The organism is Bacillus safensis (genome assembly GCF_039619585.1).
In the GTDB taxonomy this organism is placed as follows: domain Bacteria; phylum Bacillota; class Bacilli; order Bacillales; family Bacillaceae; genus Bacillus; species Bacillus safensis.
Map to the genome: position 1 here is coordinate 1,198,442 of NZ_CP154909.1, position 15,509 is coordinate 1,213,950.

Genomic DNA, 15,509 nt, shown 5'->3' on the forward strand with positions numbered 1-15,509 from the left:
GCTCATCAACTGAGCTGTTTTTTTTATTAGGAACTGACCTGCTTAGATTCAGATTGTGTTAATGTGACCTGCTTTGTTTCTTGTTTTCCGTTTCGAATGAGGGTGATGCTCACGGTGTCTCCTACTTTTGCATTCGTGTATAGCTCGTGACGTAATTCACTGCCAGTTTTGATTTGTTTCCCATTGATGCCGGTAATGACATCCTCTGACTTTAAGCCAGCTTTGGCGGCAGGTGAACCTGCGGCGATATCTTTGACATACACGCCTTGATTGAGCTGACTGCTTTTAAGTCCGAGAGTTTCTTTTTGATACACATTTGGAACTTGTTCGAGATCCAGCATGCTGATGCCGATATATGGACGTTCAATTTTTCCTTTTGCGAGAAGCTGATCAGCGATTGGTTTGACATCATTGATTGGCAGTGCGAACCCAATGCCTTCAACACCTGTTTCAGAGATTTTCATACTCGTGATCCCCACAACCTTTCCGTCTGTCGTCAGAAGCGGGCCTCCGCTGTTACCTGGGTTAATGGCTGCATCTGTTTGAATAACATTAATGCTGCTTTCGCCTGCTGATGTGTTCATAGAGACTGTTCGGTCGACACCGCTGACAATTCCTTGTGTCACCGTTCTTGAAAGATCTTCACCAAGCGGGTTTCCGATCGCAATGACGGTTTCTCCAGCACGCAGTGAGGAGGAATTGCCTAATGCCGCAACCTTCGTCACATGACTGCTGCTAATTTCCACAACGGCTAAGTCAGTGAGCGGATCAGCTCCAACCAGTTTTCCTTCAATGGTTTTGCCATCGTGTAAGGATACGGTTAGTTTATTTGCCCCTTCAATGACGTGGTTGTTTGTTAAGACATAGGCTTTATTGCCTGATTTTTTGAAAATCACTCCTGAGCCTGTACCGGTTTCTTCCTCTTGACTGCTTTTGTTTTGCTGTGATTCATCGAAAGGCGTATTGAAATCGCCAAAGCTCGTGTCTGTTTGCGTTTGGTAGTTTGTAATGCCGACAATAGCTGGTGATACATTTTCGACCATACTGGAGATGCTGCTTGATGAATTTGATGTTTGGACGGCTGTTGTTTTTGACGAATTCGTGTGATTTGTCGATACTGCTTCAGTTTTCGCTGCCGAATCATTTGCAGTGCTGTCTGATGAATGCTGAGCATATGGCGTAAGAACGTAGACACCTAACGCTAATGTACCGCCTACAACACCGCTGACAAATGGCTTAAACCAGCCGTTTGGCTTTTTCTGTTTTTGAGGTTGTTCAATTGTTTGTTTGTCATCTTTGTGCTGTGTCATTTCAATCACTCTCTTTCAATGATTTTTTCATGTATGTGTTTGGGTGTTTTACCGTATGTGGTGGGGACTGACTTTATCGTATGAAAAAAGTGTGGGATAAAAATGAAAACATTGTGGGAAATTGTTAAAATAAGTAGTGAATCTAAGCAAGATAGAGGAGATTAAACTGTGGAGACAATTGGAATCATTGGATATGGAAGTATGGCTGATATGATGGTGCAAAAGTGGCTGGAAAATGGGGTGCTGGATGCTCATCAAATCATGATCCATACAAGAAGTGAAACGGAGCGCCTTCATCAGCTCAAAGAAAAGCACCAAGAAGTCAACATTTGTTCATTAGACGAACTTTCTGCGTCATGTGATATATTGTTTGTCTGCGTGCCGCCGCTTGCAGTACTTGATGTTCTGGATCAGCTGCCTTCTCAAGCGAGAGCGGTACATATTGTGTCAGTAGCAGCAGCTGTGACATTAGAAAAGTTACAGGCGCATACAACACAGCCAGTGTCTAGATACATCCCAACACTCACGTCAGCTGTTGGGACGGGCGTATCACTTGTTGCGCATGGTGCAGCAGCAGGAAGCGAGGAAAAGGAGCGTTTGCACCGTCTGCTTTCAGCTTTTAGCATCGTCAGGGAAGTAGGGGAAGACCGGTTTGATGCGGCGAGCAATTTGACAAGCTCATCTCCTGGTTTTATCGCTGCTCTTTTTGAAGAAATGGCGAAAGCGGCTGTGAGAAATAGTGATCTTTCCTTAGAGGAAGCGAATGAATTTTTAACGTATGCCCTTTTAGGTACTGGCCAGATCCTCGTAGAGCGAGGCCTAACCTTTGCTGAAACTGTCGATAGAGTGGCGACAAAAGGGGGAATTACAGGAGAAGGTGCTGAGGTCATTCAACAGCAGGCACCTCAGATGTTTGATGATTTATTTACACAAACCATGAAGAAATATGAACAGCTGAAATCGCAGATCAACGAAGCGGATAAACACCACTAAAGGCATAGTTAGTGGTGTTTTATTTGTTAAAAAAATCCTTTCTATAAAAGCCTTTTGACCTGTATTATCTGAGTCTAAACTCCTTATTTTCGGACATTGTATTGAAAAATCAATCAAGTTCTCATATAATTTTTTAGAAAATTTAGAAAAATATACACAAATTTTATGTTTAATTAAAGGGGGATGGGAATGAAGCTCTATGTATCTGTCGATATGGAGGGGATTACTGGTCTAGCTGATCATACATTTGTTGATTCGCGCCAGCATAACTATGAGCGGGGCAGACGCATTATGACGGGTGAAGTGAATGCTTGTGTAGAAGCGCTTCTTCAGCATGGTGCCACCGACATTTTGGTGAATGACAGTCATTCTAAAATGAATAATCTTTTGATCGAAGAACTGCATGAAGAGGCAGTTCTCATATCAGGTGACGTAAAGCCTTATTCAATGGTGCAAGGATTGGATCAAACCTATGATGCAGCTGTTTTCTTAGGTTATCATGCAAGGGCATCAATGAAAGGTGTGATGTCGCACAGTATGATTTTTGGTGTCAGACATTTTTACATAAATGATCATCCAATTGGGGAAATGGGCTTTAATGCGTATGTTGCAGGCTACTATGGTGTGCCGGTGATTCTTGTTTGCGGGGATGATCAAGCAGCACGTGAGGCAGAAAAGCTGATGCCTGGTGTGAAAACAGTGGCAGTGAAAGAAACCATCTCAAGATCTGCTGTGAAATGCTTACCTCCTGCCAAAGTCAATAAACAAATCTCGCAGCAAGTGGAAGCCGCGATGAAACAGATTGATCAAATGAAGCCGCTGACGCCTCCTGATCAGCCGCTGCTTAAGATTGAGTTTGCCAATTATGGACAAGCTGAATGGGCGAATTTAATGCCGGGTACTGCCATCATAGAAGGAACAACGACGGTGACGTACCAAGCAGACAATATATTAGAAGCCTATCAAGCGATGCTTGTCATGACAGAGCTTGCCGCACGTACAACATTTTGTTAAGTGAGGGGGAGACAGCAGATGGCCAGCTTTTTGTTCAAGCGTTTTATTGCGATGATTGCTACGATCTTAACGATTACGACTTTAACGTTTATTTTAATGAAGGTCATCCCAGGATCGCCTTTCAATGAAGAACGAAATACAAACGAAACCGTCCAGCGAAACCTCGAAAGCTACTATCACTTAGACGAACCACTCTATGTTCAATATGTCATCTATTTAAAATCCATTGTTACCTTTGATTTTGGTCCTTCCATTAAAAAGCCTTCTGAAAGTGTCAATGATCTATTGGCGAGAGGCTTCCCAGTCTCATTAGAACTTGGTCTTATCTCGATATTGATTGCTGTCATCTCTGGCATCCTGCTAGGGGTCATGGCTGCCCTCCGGCATAATGGTTTGATTGATTACATCGCCATGACCATTGCAGTTTTCGGTATATCCATTCCAAACTTTATCTTTGCTACCCTATTAATTCAGCAGCTTGCTGTCAATTTGAAGCTCTTTCCTACAGCGATGTGGACAAGTCCAATGCATATGGTGCTGCCTACAATCGCCCTTGCTGTCGGCCCAATGGCGATTATCGCCAGGTTAACGAGATCGAGCATGATTGAAGTGCTGTCGCAAGACTATATCCGTACGGCCAAAGCAAAAGGGCTTTCTCCCTTTAAAATTGTATTTAAGCATGCGCTTCGGAATGCACTTTTACCCGTTGTGACCATTCTTGGAACACTTGTCGCAAGTATTTTAACAGGAAGTTTTGTCATTGAAAAAATATTCGCCATTCCTGGGATGGGAAAATACTTTGTCGAGAGTATTAACAACCGTGATTATCCTGTCATCATGGGAACCACTGTTTTTTACAGCATTATTTTAATCACACTTCTCTTCATTGTCGATGTGGCGTATCGTCTCCTTGATCCGAGGATTCAGCTGCATCAGAAAGGAGGAAAGGCATGAGTATACACCTTCAGCATGATCCACCGAACAGGCATCCTGAAGTGCCAGACGAATGGTTTTCTCCACGAGAGCAAAAGAAAACAGAAGCCCATGCCATTAAAAGACCCTCTCTTTCCTATTGGGCAGATACATGGAGGCGGCTGAAGCAAAATAAGCTTGCGATGTTTAGCCTATCGGTTCTGATTTTTCTTTTTGTCATGGCAGTCTTAGGCCCATTGCTTGCACCAAATAGTGTGACAGAGCAGCGTCTTTCGATGCAAAATCTGCCGCCCTCGGCTGCTCACTGGTTTGGAACAGATGAGCTTGGACGAGATGTGTTCACACGCACTTGGTACGGAGCCCGTATTTCATTATTTGTGGGTGTCATGGCAGCCCTGATTGATTTTGCCATCGGCGTGATTTATGGGGGCATAGCGGGCTATAAGGGAGGCAAATACGACCATGTCATGATGCGGATTGTCGAGGTGCTCTACGGACTTCCTTATTTACTCGTCGTCATTTTATTGATGGTGCTCATGGGGCCAGGGCTTGTCACCATTATTGTAGCGCTCACTGTCACCGGATGGATTGGAATGGCAAGAATTGTGAGAGGTCAGGTTCTTCAGCTGAAAAGCCAGGAATATGTCCTTGCCTCAAAAACCTTTGGTGCCAAAAGCCTGCGGATCATTCGCCGCAACCTGCTCCCAAATACGATGGGGCCGATTATCGTCCAAATGACCCTGACTGTACCGACCGCGATATTTGCTGAAGCGTTCCTAAGCTTTCTCGGTTTAGGTATTCAAGCGCCGTTTGCAAGCTGGGGCGTGATGGCTAATGACGCTTTGCCGACTGTGCTGTCAGACAATGGACATTGGTGGCGTTTATTTTTCCCGGCATTTTTTATTTCACTCACGATGTTTTGCTTTAACAATTTAGGTGATGGCTTGCAAGATGCGCTTGATCCAAAGATGAAGAGGTGAAGCGCTTTGAAAAAAGTTCTACAAATTATCGATCTGCACGTCAGTTTTCGGACATACGGCGGTTCAGTTCAAGCAGTACGCGGAGTGAATGTCGATGTATATGAAAAAGAAACCTTAGCCATTGTGGGAGAATCAGGCTGCGGGAAAAGTGTGACATCACAAAGCATTATGAGGCTTCTGCCTGCATACAGCGCGCATGTCGATCAGGGAGAAATCTGGTTTCAAGACCGCAACTTGCTGTCATTATCTGAAAAAGAAATGCGCGCCATACGAGGTGTCGATATTTCGATGATCTTCCAAGATCCGATGACGGCACTGAACCCTACCTTGACAATAGGGGATCAGCTGATGGAGGCGGCGAAGGAGCATCAAAAGCTGACGAAAAAAGAAGTGAAAGAAGCCGCCATAAAGATGCTTGATTTGGTTGGTATTCCGCAGCCGAAGGAGAGATTAAAGCAATACCCACACCAATTCAGCGGGGGAATGAGGCAGCGGCTCATGATTGCCATGGCACTGATTTGTGAGCCAAAGGTGCTGATCGCAGATGAACCGACGACCGCGCTGGATGTGACCATACAGGCACAAATTTTAGAACTGTTTAAAGAGATTCAGAGGAAAACAGGGGTTACCATTATATTAATCACACACGACTTAGGGGTCGTAGCCCAAGTTGCCGACCGGGTAGCAGTCATGTACGGAGGGAAAATGGTTGAAACCGGAACAAGGCAAGATATTTTTTACAGTCCGCAGCATCCTTATACAAAAGGACTCCTGCAATCCGTTCCAAGACTTGATATGAAAGATGAACTGATTCCGATTGAAGGAAGCCCGCCTGATTTATTTGCACCGCCAAAGGGCTGTCCGTATACCGATCGCTGCCCGGCTGCCATGAAAGTGTGCGATCATATCATGCCGCACGAAACGCAGCGGTCACCTACTCATACAGTGCATTGCTGGCTCCAGGATGAGCGAGCGAACCAAGCGATGTTATCTTCAACACAAAGGGGGAGTTTTTCATGAGAAAAAAAGGGTGGATCATTAGTGTTTGTTTGTTCATCATCATGCTGCTCGCAGGATGTACAGCCAATGAGCAAGCAGGTAAAGGATCATCGAGCAACAAGAATGAAAAGAAAGTATTAACCTTAAATAACGAAAACGAACCGACGTCATTTGACCCGCCGATTGGTTTTAATAATGTATCGTGGCAAGGACTGAATAACTTAATGGAGGGATTAACGAGGCTGAATGAAAAGCACGAACCATCTCCTGCAATGGCGGAAAAATGGGAAATTTCAGAGGATGGAAAAACGTACACATTTCATTTAAGAGACGGCATCAAGTGGTCGAATGGTGATCCAGTGAAAGCGAGTGACTTTGAATATGCGTGGAAGCGTCTGCTTGATCCGAAAACAGGCTCCTCTGCATCGTTCTTAGCTTACATGATTGAAGGCGGAGAGGCATTTAACAGCGGAAAAGGAAAGAAAGAGGATGTAAAAGTCAGTGCTGAAAATGACAAAACGCTAAAGGTCACACTGGCATACCCGCAGAAATCTTTCTTAAATATGACCGCAAACCCCGCCTTTTTCCCTGTCAATGAGAAGGTAGCAGAGAAGGATCCAAACTGGGCAAAGGATGCCAAAACCTTTGTTGGGAATGGACCGTTTCAGCTGACAGAATGGAAGCATGATGAGAGCTTCACTATGGAAAAAAGTGAGACGTATTGGGACAAAAAATCAGTCAAGCTGGATCAGGTAAAGTGGCTGATGATCAGCGATCGAAACACTGATTATCAAATGTATCAATCGGGAGATTTAGATACTGCCTTCGTCCCAGCAGAACAAAGTGAAAATTTGCTGAAAAATAAAGATGTACAAATTGAAGATCAGGCTGGACTGTTCTTTTATCGTCTGAATGTGAACATGGAACCTTTTCAAAATAAGAACATTCGTAAAGCCTTTCAAATGGCGATCAATCCGCAAGATATCGTGGATTATGTCACGAAAAATAAAGAGAAGCCAGCCCGCGCCTTCGTTTCACCGGGGATTTTAGATTCAAAGGGTGAGGATTTCAGAGAAGCTGGCGGTGATCTTGTCAAACAAGATACGAGTGAAGCTGCGAAGCTATTAGAAAAAGGGCTGAAAGAAGAGAACTATTCAAAGCTGCCGCCCGTCACATTAACATATAGTACAAAGCCTGAGAACAAGAAAAAAGCTGAAGCCATCCAGCAGCAACTAAAAGAAGCGCTGGGTGTGGACGTGAAGCTTGCAAACATGGAAGCCAATGTATTTGCAGAAGATCAAAAGGCACTGAAATTTCAATTCTCGCAAAGTTCATTTTTAGCAGACTATGCAGATCCGATTAACTTCCTAGAGAGCTTTCAAACAGGGAATGCGATGAACCGGACTGGATGGTCAAACGACACCTATGATCAGCTGATTAAAAAGGCGAGTCAGGAAGCAGATGAACAAAAAAGAAACAGCATCCTTCATGAGGCAGAGGCACTTCTCATTGAAGAAGCACCAATCATTCCAATTCATTTTTATAACCAAGTTCATTTGCAAAAAGAGGGCGTGAAGGGAATTGTCCGCCACCCTGTTGGGTATATCGATTTGAAATGGGCGCAAGTAGATGGAGAGTAATTGAAGGGAATGAGGAACACGGACGCTTTGAACAAAAGCGTCTCAGCGCGGACAAACCCTCGCATTCTTTGTCAGTCCTGCGCTTCGGTGCTCACGAATGTCAAATTCGCTCCGCTCCGATGCTCGTCCTTCCTAGGGCTGCAAAGGTTTTCAGGTCACGCTGAATAGAAGACAAAGGGCTAAAATCAAGATCATTTTAGCCCTTTGTCAACAATATGGGACGCTTTGAACAAAGCGTCTGTTCCTTTATTTGTTCATGTTATGGAGAAAATGCCCATAGATTGTAAGAAATAAAGAGAAAGAGGGGATTGGCATGAACCAGCTGCCAGCGGCGCTTCAAACAGGGGATACGGTGGGGATTATCGCACCAGCAAGCCCGCCTGATGAATTGAAATTAGTAAAAGGGATTGCCTTTTTAGAGAGCCTTGGGCTGAAGGTGAAAAAAGGGAAGTATCTCTATTCCCGGTACGGGTATTTAGCAGGGCGTGATCATGAAAGAGTGGAAGATCTTCATGGCATGTTTCAAGATCCAGAAGTCAAAGCAGTTATTTGTGCCTGCGGAGGGTACGGAACCGGAAGACTTGCGGAAGCCATTGATTATGACCTCATTCGCCGGAATCCAAAAATCTTTTGGGGTTATAGTGACATTACGTTTTTACATACGGCCATCCAGCAGCAGACTGGTCTTGTGACCTTTCATGGTCCAATGCTTTCCTCTGATGTGGGACTTGAAGAGGTCCATCCGTATACGAAGGATACCTTTTTGCAGCTGTTCACGCCGAAGGCCTTTACGTATACGCATCACTTGTCACCTCTTCATACTTTCTACCCCGGCACCGCTTCAGGTGACATCATAGGAGGGAATCTTGCTCTCATCGTGACAACACTTGGTACACCTTTTGAAATTGATACGAAGGGAAAGCTGTTGTTCATTGAAGATATTGACGAAGAGCCCTATAAAATCGATCGCATGATGCAGCACCTCACCTCTGCTGGAAAATTGAATGATGCGGCTGGATTCATCATTGGCGATTTTCATCAATGTGAACCAAAAAAGAAAGACCAGTCCTTAACCTTGGAACAGCTGTGGGAAACCTATATTGTGCCGCAAAAGAAACCCGCACTCGGCGGCTTTCGGATCGGTCATTCATCACCGAACTTTGCCTTTCCGATGGGCGTGCAGGCTGCACTAGATGCCGCAGGGAAAAAACTGCACATTTCTCCAGGCGTTGCAGCGAAAGAGGCGATCAAATGAAAATTGTCGATGTTCGTACATGCAGAACAAGTGTACCGCTAAAAAAGCCTTTCAAAACTGCTTTAAGAACGGTGTATGACGCAGCATCTCTGATCGTTATCATCACATATGATCAAGGTGATGTCAGCTACGGAGAGGCAGTTCCCACATCGGTGATTACAGGAGAAACGCTGGAAAGCATCGACTATGCCATCTGTGAAGTGATCAAACCCATTTTGCTCGGGGCTTCCTTGGCAGAGTATGAACAAATCTTTTCTGCTATGAACCGCGTGCTCGCAAGCAACACAAGCGCAAAGGCTGCAATCGATATGGCCATTTATGATGGCTTAGCAAAGCAGGCAGGACTTCCGCTTTATCAATACCTTGGCGGATATCGTCATCAGCTCGAAACCGACTATACGGTCAGTGTAAACCGGCCGCTTGAGATGGCAGAAGATGCGAAGCAATACGCAGCTGAAGGTTTTCAGACGTTAAAGATCAAAGTAGGAAAAGATGATATACACACTGATATACAGCGGATCAAGCGGATTCGAGAAAAAGTCGGGCCAGACATTCAGATCAGGCTCGACGCCAATCAGGGCTGGACATGGAAGGAAGCGATCACAGCTATTCGAAAAATGGAAGCGCTGAATATTGAATTAGTAGAACAGCCAGTGCCGAAAGAAGATATCGAAGGCCTGCGTCGTGTGACGGAAGCAACTGAAACATTGATTATGGCAGACGAAAGCATTTTCAGTTTTCATGATGCGATCAAGGTGCTTGAAATGAGAAGCTGTGATCTGATCAATTTAAAATTAATGAAAACAGGCGGCATAAAAGAAGCATTAAAAATCAATGCCCTTGCCGAAGCATACGGTGTTCAGTGCATGGTTGGCAGCATGATTGAGTCAAAGCTTGGCATTACAGCAGCGGCACATTTCGCCGCAAGCCAGCCGAATATCACCCGCTGCGATTTTGATGCCCCGCTTATGCTGAAAGAGGACATGATAGACGGAGGAATCGTGTACAAAGGAAAAGATATATTTTTACCGCTGCATCATGGGTTAGGCATTCAAGGGGTGAAAGGAGTCTCATGATGATATACGAATCAAAGGTTCCAGTCGCTAACGTATGGACAGCGCCGCAGTCTCCCCGAGAAATCGATCGAAAGGTACTTCAGGACTCCATCAACATCAAAGAATGGATTGACCAGCAAACATATGAAGAAAAGCTGGCTTTATGTGAAGAAAATTTGATTCAATCTCAAGTACTGCTAGGCGGACGAGTGATTGGATTAGAAGAGACAGGTGGCTGGATGAAAGTCGTCATACCACAGCAGGCCAGCCGGAAACATCCGCAAGGCTATCCAGGCTATATGCCTGCTGAACAATTAAAACAAGTAACAGAGGGAAGTGCGTCAGCTGCATCTCTTATCGTTTGTCAGAAAAAAGCCACACTCTATCAAAACGGGGAACCTGATATGGAGATTAGCTTTTTAACAGAGCTGGCAGCCGCCAAAGAAACAGATGATCAATTTCATGTTGTCACCCCATTAGGAATAAGAGAAATCAACAAAGCGGATGTACGCCCAGTATCGCAAGCTTTCTCTAGGACCGGCAAAGATGTCGTAGACGCAGGAAAACAATTTATTGGCCTTTCTTATTTATGGGGAGGCATGAGCAGCTTTGGCTATGATTGTTCAGGCTTTGCTTACAGCATGTACAAAGCGTGCGGATATCTTTTGCCGAGAGACGCAAGTGACCAAGCAGTTCAAGGAACGCCGGTTACATCAAGCCATTTAGAACAAGGCGACTTGCTGTTTTTTGCAAATGAAAACGGAAAGGGAGCGGTTCGTCATGTAGGGATCTACGCTGGGGATGGGATGATGCTTCATTCGCCTAAAACCGGCAGACAAATTGAGCTTCTTTCCCTTTCTGGCACTTCATATGAAAAGGAATGGGCAGGTGCAAGGCGGTATTTACCAAGTGAGAGGAGGAGCGAACATGACAGTTGAACCACTTTTACAAGTAAACAACCTCAAAAAACATTTTCATCTATCGAAAGGGAGAACCTTAAAAGCGCTGGATGGTGTCTCTTTTCAGCTGAAACAAGGTGAAACCTTTGGTCTCGTTGGTGAGTCTGGCTGCGGCAAATCCACACTTGGAAAAGTGCTCATGCGTCTTTATGAACCAACAGATGGTGAAGCCTTATATGAAGGGAAAAGTCTTCACCACCTTTCTAAAAAAGAATCATTTGATTTCAACCGGCAAATGCAAATGGTCTTTCAAGATCCGTATTCCTCGTTAAATCCAAGACTGTCAGTAAAAGATATTATGCTGGAGCCAATGGAGATTCATCAGCTTTATGGCAGTCAAAAGAAAAGGATTGCCCGCGTGAAAGAACTGCTTGAAGCGGTAGGATTAAGCTATGATTTTGCTACCCGCTATCCGCACGAATTTAGCGGGGGACAGAGGCAGAGAATCGGCATTGCAAGAGCACTTGCCTTAGCGCCAAAATTTATTGTGGCAGATGAGCCGATTTCTGCACTAGACGTCTCTGTCCAAGCGCAGGTCGTGAACCTGCTGAAAAAACTGCAAAAAGAGGAAGGATTAACTTTTCTTTTTATTGCACATGACTTGTCCATGGTGAAATATATTAGTGACCGGATCGGTGTCATGTATTTAGGTCATCTCGTCGAATTGACGACGAGTGATGCATTATATCAAACACCGCTTCACCCATATACACAAGCCTTGCTGTCTGCCATCCCGATTCCAGATCCTGACGTAGAGGACAAGCGCAAAAGGTTTATTTTAAAAGGAGAAATTCCAAGTCCAGTGAACCCGCCAAGCGGCTGTGTATTTCGAACACGATGTCCTGCCGCGATGGATGTGTGTGCTGAAAAAAAGCCGACATTACAAGCGGTGGAAGAAGGACATGAAGTCGCCTGTCATTTATACAATAGAAAATAGGACAAGCCCGATAAAAAGCCAGCAAGTAGACAAACTGTTCTACATGCTGGCTTTTTTAGTGGATGAACGCCGAATAGGCAATGTACAGCATCTGAAAGAGCCGCCAGATTTAATAATTTCCGAAAAGTCCACTTTAATAACGGTGTACCCGTGAGCGGTTAATAAAGCATTTGTTTCTTGGTTGCTGGGCAAGCTGATCACTTTTTTCTGCCCAATGGATAAAACATTTGGTCCAAGTGTGAATTGCTCTTGTTCGCTGATTTCAATCAAATCATAATACGTTTTGAGCAGCTGGAGATCCTTTTGCTTGAACGCTTCAGGATAAATGATTATCTCGTCATGAGACAGAGTATTCATCACACAATCAAGATGCAAAATGTGAGGAGGAAGGTGAATCGGAATGATGTCATGATCCGGCAGTTCCTTTTTTAGCTGGTAGATAGCGGCTGAACTAGTTCTTTTGCTCGTGCCAACAAACACACGCTTCTGATCCACAAGCACATCGCCGCCTTCAATCGTTCCGTCTGTCAAAGTGACAGCTGACCACCCTTTTGCGTGTGCCCATTCTTTTAGGTATTGTTCTTCCCCTTGCCGAACCGGAGCGGCCATACTTGAAACAAACAGTGTCTGTCCAATCGTAAACCCAATATCCCGAGTGAAGACTTGCTCAGGGAAGCGTTCATTCGCCGGGAGCAGGATAGGCCGTACTTGATGATCTTTAAGGGTTTGGATCAATTGCTTATGCTGAGCGACTGCTTTCATTTGAGAAATATTTTCTTTCGCAAAATGTTTCTGGGTTTCGTTAATAATTTGTTTGATTTCCATATAAATAGGACTGCATAAAAGAACTTCTTCTAAATCGTCGTATTCACTCATGCATTGCGGCATTTTGTATAATTGCTCTGCTCTCATAGAATCCATCAAATGGCCTCCTTGTTCATTCATAGTTCTATTATTCCTTCTTCTAGCCATGGTTGAAACATTTCCGAAAGAAAATCTCTCACATAAGACTAAAGCAAAAAGTTTAGACAAACCTAAAAGAATAGTGTTTAATAAAAGTCGTTCCGCATCCACGAAAACAGCAAGAAGGAGCTATGATGATGAGTGAAGAAAATTTCAAATACTGCAAGGAATCGAAAGTTGTTAAAACCAGCAGGGTATTCCCTCTCGATACGAATAACCACCAAACGTTATTTGGCGGGAAATTAATGAGTTATATAGATGACATTGCCTCCATCTCGGCAGCAAGACACAGCCGCAGTGAAACGGTCACAGCTTCAATGGATTCTGTTGACTTTTTAGAGCCGATTGGACAAAAGGAGTCAGTATGCTTGGAATCCTATGTCACATGGGTGGGCACGTCTTCTATGGAAGTGTTCGTCAAAGTCATTAAAGAAAACTTGATGTCTGGAGAGCGCAGACTCGCAGCGACTTCATTTCTGACATTTGTCTCATTAGATGAAAACGGAAAGCCTAAACGAGTCCCGCAGGTGATGCCGGAAACAGAGGAAGAAATCATGCTTCATCAAACAGCGAAGCAGCGGGCAGAGGAAAGAAAAAGCCGCCGAAAGCATAGTAAGGCGCTTGCTGACGCACTTGGGACAGATAAGCCTTGGGCGTAAAAATCACCCTTTAAGCGGTGATTTTTTTCTGTGCCAGTATCTTGCATGGCAAGATAGTGTATGATAAGATAAAGCTATCTTGTGATGCAAGGTACTGGAATCGGAGGAACAATCATGACAACATCCACACAAATGCTAAAAGGAATTTTAGAAGGCTGTCTGCTGTCGATTATTTCTGAGGGCGAAATTTATGGGTATGAAATGACGAAGAAGCTCGCGCATTATGGGTTTGATCAAATTAGTGAAGGCAGTATCTATCCGATTTTGCTGCGTATGCAAAAGGAACAGCTGGTGACCACCGTCACAAAAGCGTCAGCGAGCGGTCCGAAAAGGAAATACTATACGCTCACACAAGCGGGAGAACAAGCGCTCACAGAGTTTATTGAGCGCTGGAATGAGCTTTCAAAAAATGTAAACCGCTTATTACAAAAAGGGAAGTGAGATTATGGTATCAAAAGAAACAAGACACATTCTACTAGAGCTGCAACTTTATCTCATATCAAAGGGAAAAAATCAGGATGAAATCGATGAGCTGATGGATGAACTGACAGCACATGCGGTTGAGGCTGAAAAAGACGGCAAAACAGGTGAGGATGTGTTCGGCGGAGATCCGCGGAGCTATGCTGATGAATTGGCAAAAGAGCTGTCAGGAAACCATAAAGACTGGGTGCCATTCGTCAGTGCTTTCTTAATTGGATCGCTTTTTTATATGATCTTATCAGATGCAATCAGCCAAAACTTATCCTATTCTTGGTTTGCTTTAATTGGATATCCGCTCGTATTAGTGGCCAATGTCATCATGATCATTGTGATGTTTAGAGCGTCTGCCTTTCAAACAAGCAGCCGGGTATTTCTTTACTTTTGGATGTTAGGAATCTTTCAGCTGACAGCGATGGTGACAATCAAACTATTGGATCAAAAGATCGGCACACCACTACTTGTCCTTACTTCTGGCCAGAGGTGGGGCGTCATTCTGCTCATGCTGCTATGCATCGTAGTATTCAATGCAATCTTAAAGGCGAATGTCGTTTCATTGATTCCGATTATCTTTTTCGGACCGCAGCTCATCTTCGAATGGATTGGCTGGACGTCACCAAGTGTGATTTTGCTGCAAAGTCTGCTATCTATTGTGATTTTAATAGGGCTTATGCTCATTGTCCTGCGCCGGGCAAATAAGAAAAATGAAAATACGAATGTAAACTGAGCACATCTCATACGATGTGTTTTTCTTTTTCTAAAAAAATGTAGAAATGGAATTGTATTTTTCATTACAATGGGGAGAGGACAAAAATGAAAAGGGGTTCTGTTTTTGGATATCGTATGGGGATATGTACTCGTCTTTGTATTGGCTGCTTTGCCTTTTTTTGAAGTGATTGGTGTCGTTCCATTCGCAATCTTAAGTGGGCTGCACCCTGTGACAACGGCTGTAATTGGATTCATCGGCAACTTTCTCACAGTTTTGCTTCTCATTGTGTTTGTGGACCGGTTTAAAGCATGGTGGTTAAAGAGAAAAGAAGAGAAAGGTGATGAGAAAGGAGAGAAAAAGCAGCTGCGGGCAAGAAAAATTTGGGAACGATACGGTCTGCCTGGATTAGCGCTCATTGGTCCTTTTATCATCGGCAGTCATTTAGCGGCCTTGATGTGCATGAGCTTTGGAACGAAAAGAAAGCAAGTCGCGGTGTGGATGACCGTCAGTTTAATGATGTGGACAGCGCTGGCTGCAAGTTTAACCGGTGCGGGCTTCCATTACTTTGCCCCAGATTCAAATGGATTGTTCGGAGATATTTTTAGCAAGTAAAAAAGGGGGGATCA

Annotated in this window: 16 protein-coding genes; 14 read left to right on the forward strand and 2 right to left on the reverse strand. The window is 44.2% G+C overall.

Features of this window, described 5'->3' with window-relative positions:
- Window positions 1–26 precede the first annotated feature (26 nt).
- Window positions 27–1,310, reverse strand: a complete 1,284-nt coding sequence (locus AAYR28_RS06070; RefSeq protein WP_061109728.1) for a S1C family serine protease — start codon at window positions 1,308–1,310, stop codon at window positions 27–29.
- Window positions 1,311–1,478: 168 nt separating this feature from the next.
- Between AAYR28_RS06070 and proG the strand changes: the two genes are divergently transcribed.
- The 10 genes from proG (at window position 1,479) to AAYR28_RS06120 (ending at window position 12,075) form a co-directional block, all read left to right on the forward strand.
- Window positions 1,479–2,303 carry a pyrroline-5-carboxylate reductase ProG gene (proG, locus tag AAYR28_RS06075; RefSeq protein ID WP_034281487.1) on the forward strand — a complete coding sequence of 275 codons (825 nt, stop codon included), beginning with the start codon at window positions 1,479–1,481 and terminating at the stop codon, window positions 2,301–2,303.
- A gap of 189 nt (window positions 2,304–2,492) precedes the next feature.
- Window positions 2,493–3,317 carry a M55 family metallopeptidase gene (locus AAYR28_RS06080; RefSeq protein WP_034281488.1) on the forward strand — a complete coding sequence of 275 codons (825 nt, stop codon included), beginning with the start codon at window positions 2,493–2,495 and terminating at the stop codon, window positions 3,315–3,317.
- Between the two features lie 18 nt (window positions 3,318–3,335).
- The gene (locus tag AAYR28_RS06085; RefSeq protein WP_034281489.1) at window positions 3,336–4,271 is read left to right on the forward strand and encodes an ABC transporter permease; all 936 of its coding nucleotides are present in this window, start codon (window positions 3,336–3,338) and stop codon (window positions 4,269–4,271) included.
- Window positions 4,268–5,230, forward strand: coding sequence for an ABC transporter permease (locus AAYR28_RS06090; RefSeq protein ID WP_034281490.1), 963 nt, complete (start codon window positions 4,268–4,270; stop codon window positions 5,228–5,230). Before AAYR28_RS06085 ends, AAYR28_RS06090 begins: the two co-directional genes overlap by 4 nt.
- 6 nt (window positions 5,231–5,236) lie before the next feature.
- Window positions 5,237–6,250 (forward strand): ABC transporter ATP-binding protein, encoded by a 1,014-nt coding sequence (locus AAYR28_RS06095; RefSeq protein ID WP_120207199.1) that lies wholly within the window; start codon window positions 5,237–5,239, stop codon window positions 6,248–6,250.
- Complete coding sequence (locus tag AAYR28_RS06100) at window positions 6,247–7,869, forward strand: peptide ABC transporter substrate-binding protein (protein WP_120207197.1); 1,623 nt, start codon at window positions 6,247–6,249, stop codon at window positions 7,867–7,869. Before AAYR28_RS06095 ends, AAYR28_RS06100 begins: the two co-directional genes overlap by 4 nt.
- A gap of 313 nt (window positions 7,870–8,182) precedes the next feature.
- Window positions 8,183–9,124 (forward strand): S66 peptidase family protein, encoded by a 942-nt coding sequence (locus AAYR28_RS06105; protein WP_120207195.1) that lies wholly within the window; start codon window positions 8,183–8,185, stop codon window positions 9,122–9,124.
- Window positions 9,121–10,200: a mandelate racemase/muconate lactonizing enzyme family protein gene (locus AAYR28_RS06110; RefSeq protein WP_120207193.1), complete on the forward strand. Its 1,080-nt coding sequence runs from the start codon at window positions 9,121–9,123 to the stop codon at window positions 10,198–10,200. The genes AAYR28_RS06105 and AAYR28_RS06110 overlap by 4 nt, the downstream gene beginning before the upstream one ends.
- Window positions 10,200–11,117, forward strand: coding sequence for a C40 family peptidase (locus AAYR28_RS06115; RefSeq protein WP_120207191.1), 918 nt, complete (start codon window positions 10,200–10,202; stop codon window positions 11,115–11,117). Before AAYR28_RS06110 ends, AAYR28_RS06115 begins: the two co-directional genes overlap by 1 nt.
- On the forward strand, window positions 11,107–12,075 hold the full coding sequence (locus tag AAYR28_RS06120) for an ABC transporter ATP-binding protein (protein ID WP_041116397.1): 969 nt from the start codon (window positions 11,107–11,109) through the stop codon (window positions 12,073–12,075). Before AAYR28_RS06115 ends, AAYR28_RS06120 begins: the two co-directional genes overlap by 11 nt.
- A 39-nt stretch (window positions 12,076–12,114) precedes the next feature.
- Here the strand turns inward: AAYR28_RS06120 and AAYR28_RS06125 are convergent, their stop codons facing one another.
- Complete coding sequence (locus AAYR28_RS06125) at window positions 12,115–12,996, reverse strand: dimethylarginine dimethylaminohydrolase family protein (RefSeq protein WP_061109735.1); 882 nt, start codon at window positions 12,994–12,996, stop codon at window positions 12,115–12,117.
- A gap of 179 nt (window positions 12,997–13,175) precedes the next feature.
- On the opposite strand from AAYR28_RS06125, the gene AAYR28_RS06130 reads away from it, so the two are divergent.
- The 4 genes from AAYR28_RS06130 (at window position 13,176) to AAYR28_RS06145 (ending at window position 15,495) form a co-directional block, all read left to right on the forward strand.
- A complete protein-coding gene (locus AAYR28_RS06130) occupies window positions 13,176–13,697 on the forward strand; it encodes an acyl-CoA thioesterase (protein ID WP_008346212.1) in 522 nt (173 codons plus the stop codon).
- A 114-nt stretch (window positions 13,698–13,811) separates the two neighbouring features.
- Complete coding sequence (locus tag AAYR28_RS06135; RefSeq protein WP_061109736.1) at window positions 13,812–14,138, forward strand: PadR family transcriptional regulator; 327 nt, start codon at window positions 13,812–13,814, stop codon at window positions 14,136–14,138.
- Window positions 14,139–14,142: 4 nt separating this feature from the next.
- Window positions 14,143–14,901, forward strand: a complete 759-nt coding sequence (locus tag AAYR28_RS06140) for an HAAS domain-containing protein (protein ID WP_061109737.1) — start codon at window positions 14,143–14,145, stop codon at window positions 14,899–14,901.
- A gap of 105 nt (window positions 14,902–15,006) precedes the next feature.
- Entirely contained in the window at window positions 15,007–15,495 is a 489-nt protein-coding gene (locus AAYR28_RS06145) for a small multi-drug export protein (RefSeq protein WP_025092307.1), read from the forward strand.
- Window positions 15,496–15,509: the final 14 nt, after the last annotated feature.